A 3,523-nucleotide genomic window follows, 5' to 3' on the forward strand; every position below is an offset into this window, starting at 1 on the left:
CCGTGGCGTCGATGTTCACGACGCCAGCCGAGCCCACTGCTGACTTGAGCCAGGCGCTAGCCGCCGCCATTACGGTCTTCCCTTCCAGCGCCGCAAGGAAAGCTTGGGCTTCCGGCCCGTCGTCCATCGTTACGTGGAAGCGGTCGCCGGTCGCCGGATCCGGTATCGGGTCGTTCGCTGCCTCAGCCGCAACGTCCTTGAATACGTCGATGGTCACCTGGGCGAATGGGACAGTGTAGTCAATCTCGATACGCCTCAAGCGTATCAGCGCCGCGCTAAGCTCGACACCGCCCCTCGTCTCTATCGGTTTCGTGATCTTCATGAAAGCCCCTTTCCGAAAAATAGACCCGCGCCAGTCGGCGGCGACGGCTCCACATACGGAGACCACCAAACACCTACCTCGACTTGATCTTGTGTCTTAGTACAAGTGGAAGACAGAGACGCGACATTGCCACTGGCAATTAAATAGGCTGATGCTATCTGGCATAGAAAGCTTCCAACATCCATAATCTCAATTTGACTGGCATCGTGTGTGAATGTTCCAGTTTGATCTCCATTTGCAACTGCAATAACTGACACATCGCCAGCGGACATGGATACCGTCAAAGTTGTTTTTTTTATATCTTCCCCGGCGTCATCGTCATAACCTGTTTCACCACCTTGATCCACGCCGCTAAACGCTATAGCAACGCCTGATATTTCGTCTCCTGTAGTGCCTCCATAGGTAACTGAGACAGTGTTGAAGCCATCTTCCGGCAAATCAGTTTCGTACAGTACGAACACTCCGCAGTAAGTATAATTCGAGCTGGCAGCTAGTACACGCTTGTGCACCTCAGCCATTGCCACGCCACCATAGGTAACGGCGACGGGCTCCGGATTACTGATGTCGTCGCATTCTAGCCCTACAGCTACCACTACTATCCGATTACTACCGGCATCTAAATCATGTTCCCATTCCAATGGGCTTGATTTGCCTGTACTCGCTGGATAGCTTGCCGATCCTAATATTCCTATTGCCATTACGCCACCGCTCCGAGGTCCATGATTGTGTAAGAGCAATACCAGGTGTCAGAACCACGATATTCCATCGTGACAAGAACTTCAATTCTACGTCCAGTTACCACTCCAACGTCAAAGTTATCTGTCAACCCTTGAGCCCATATGAACGTTCCGCCGCCGCCTGTTTTCTGAAACGTACTCAGCGGGATGTTGTAAGATCCTAATTCGTCGGATGCAAAAAGCAGCGAGTACCCATTGATTCCATCGGGTGAAGTGATGTTGACCGTGGTTACATCGTCGTCAACCGTCACCGTTTGCATGGGCTTGCCCGTGGCGTAATTGGCCGTCACCGTCCCGGAACTCCAAGTGGATGGAGTGGCCTCCGTTCCGTAATCGATGTGCAGCACGTTGTTTATCTCGCTGCCGTCAGCGGTAATGACGCAGGTGTCGAGGATGAATGAATTGACATCGACCGTCAGCGTTGCCGTCGTGATGTCAACCGCCGTTGTTGCAGCCAAGTCAAGCTTCGTGATCCCCCACACATTGCACTTCGGAGCACCGACGTTTAAAACCGTGTCGGATTCTAGATAGGTGGTGCCGTTCGAGTATATTCCAAGCGAGTCGACGCCAAACAGGTTGTTAGAGTCGCCGTCAAGATAGAGCGCGTATCCGCCGGTCCCGCAGTTGACGAGGATGCCGTCACAGTTGACGCTCGTGAGAACGTACAGCGCCGCCATGTCGTTTGTCGTGTCGTTAGCGTTGAGTGCCAAGGCATAGGTGGCGCATTCATCCGGAGCCGTTATGGTGACCGGGTTCGAGTCGATGACGATGGCATACCCGCCGTCATAGGCGTCTTGGAGGTCGGCAACACCGGAGCCGCCCGTGAGGGACGCGGCTATGATAGCGGCAAACAGCGAGCCCTCGGAGCCAATCAACGTCTCGATGTCGTCCCACTCGTCGGAAGACGCGGACAACGGGATGCCAGCAAGCAGAGACCAACCGGAGCCTGGCCGGTATTGATCGGTGAAGTTCAAATCCGTTCCGGCACTGAGATAAATTCCGTGAGTGCAGTTCAGCTCGATTCCTGCGGAGAATGTAGTATCAAGGTCATCACGAACCCTCGCCAGCACCTCGCCGTATGCCGTTAGGTCAGTGCTCTCGGCTCTGATTATCGCCCTGGATTGGTAGCTTTCGGGGGTGGTGACATATCGTGTGGCGCGGAAAAACGAGCGCGTCTCGCTCGCCGTTTCGCGACCGACAGTCAAAGAGCCCGGCGTCCAGATACGATGACCCCAAGCAATCTCGGGGCTGACGCCGTCGACATCGCCCTGGTCCCCCTGCAAGTAGATGGCGTATCCCGTCGAAGCCGTGGCGTCGTTGTACAGCGAAAGCAGCTCGGACGTGTTCGTCGCTTCCAGATTGCTCAGCGTAAGCGCAACGGACGAGCCCGTGCTCGGCACGGTGATGGTGCTCGAGGCGTCCGCCGTCACCGCGAACTTGCCCGCTGGAATGTAGAGGTCATAATTCTCAGCGAGATAGACATCCCCCTTCAACAGCGTTTGAGTCACGGAATCATTGCCGAGCACCACTTGGTTGGATGCGCTCGGGTTCGCTCCATATCCGAAGACCATCGTGTTCGAGTAGCTGTATTGCGGAGTCAGCGTGTGCCCCGTGCCGGTCCCGGCCACTGTGATGTTGTTGGTCTGCGTCGTCTCAACAGTATTGGCGTCGATGATCTTCGCTTGGATGATTGCGCCGTCGGTCAGACCGGTTATCGCGCTCGTGCCCTGAGTGTATTTGAGATTTACATAAGCGTTTGTCGACCCGAACCCATGGGCCGTTACTGTGATTCGATCAGTGGCAGGATCAACAGCCGTGTAATCAAATGTCTTCGCGCCCCCAACGTTTTCCAGGAAACTCGACCAAGCCTCGTGGCCTATGGCGAGGTTGTAATTGCCCTGGCCGTATCTGAGCGCGGCAGATCCGAATCCGACATCGTACGACCCTACGTTGTTGTAGAGCGCGGCATATCCGAATCCGACATCGTACGACCCTACGTTGTATCTGAGCGCGGCATATCCGAATCCGACATCGTACGACCCTGCGTTGTTCTGGAGCGCGTTATATCCGAATCCGGCATTGTACGACCCTGCGTTGTTGTAGAGCGCGGCAGATCCGAATCCGGCATTGTACGACCCTACGTTGTTCTGGAGCGCGGCAGACCCGATTCCGACATCGTACGACCCTGCGTTGTTGTAGAGCGCGGCAGATCCGAATCCGACATCGTACGACCCTACGTTGTTTTGAAGCGCGTAAACCCCGAATCCGTAATTGTTCGCCGTCGCCCAGGCTGTTCCGGTCCAATATTCCGGCTGATAGATTAGATAATTTCCGACGCTGTCTTTGAGATAAACGCGCGTTTTGCTTTTAGATGCGACCGTGATCTCTTCGCCCGGAAGATATATCGTTCCACGAACATCAAGCGCCGTTTGCGGTGAATTCGTCCCGATACCAAGGCGCTTAT

At 55.0% G+C, this 3,523-nt stretch carries 3 protein-coding genes; all 3 read right to left on the reverse strand.

Features of this window, described 5'->3' with window-relative positions; all coding sequences use genetic code 11:
* Positions 1-322: hypothetical protein (locus M0R36_11300; GenBank protein MCK9556376.1), on the reverse strand; the 322-nt coding region annotated here is incomplete at its 3' end.
* Positions 319-1,020, reverse strand: coding sequence for a hypothetical protein (locus tag M0R36_11305; GenBank protein MCK9556377.1), 702 nt, complete (start codon positions 1,018-1,020; stop codon positions 319-321). The genes M0R36_11300 and M0R36_11305, both read right to left, overlap by 4 nt.
* The coding region (locus M0R36_11310; protein ID MCK9556378.1) for a hypothetical protein at positions 1,020-3,523 on the reverse strand (2,504 nt) is incomplete at its 5' end. The genes M0R36_11310 and M0R36_11305, both read right to left, overlap by 1 nt.

Source organism: bacterium (genome assembly GCA_023228325.1).
Classification (GTDB): domain Bacteria; phylum Auribacterota; class UBA6266; order UBA6266; family UBA6266; genus UBA6266.

Bases quoted from the DNA above. Each gene is read 5' to 3' on its own strand.
- M0R36_11305 (MCK9556377.1), bottom strand. From the start codon at position 1,020: ATGGCAATAGGAATATTAGGATCGGCAAGCTATCCAGCGAGTACAGGC.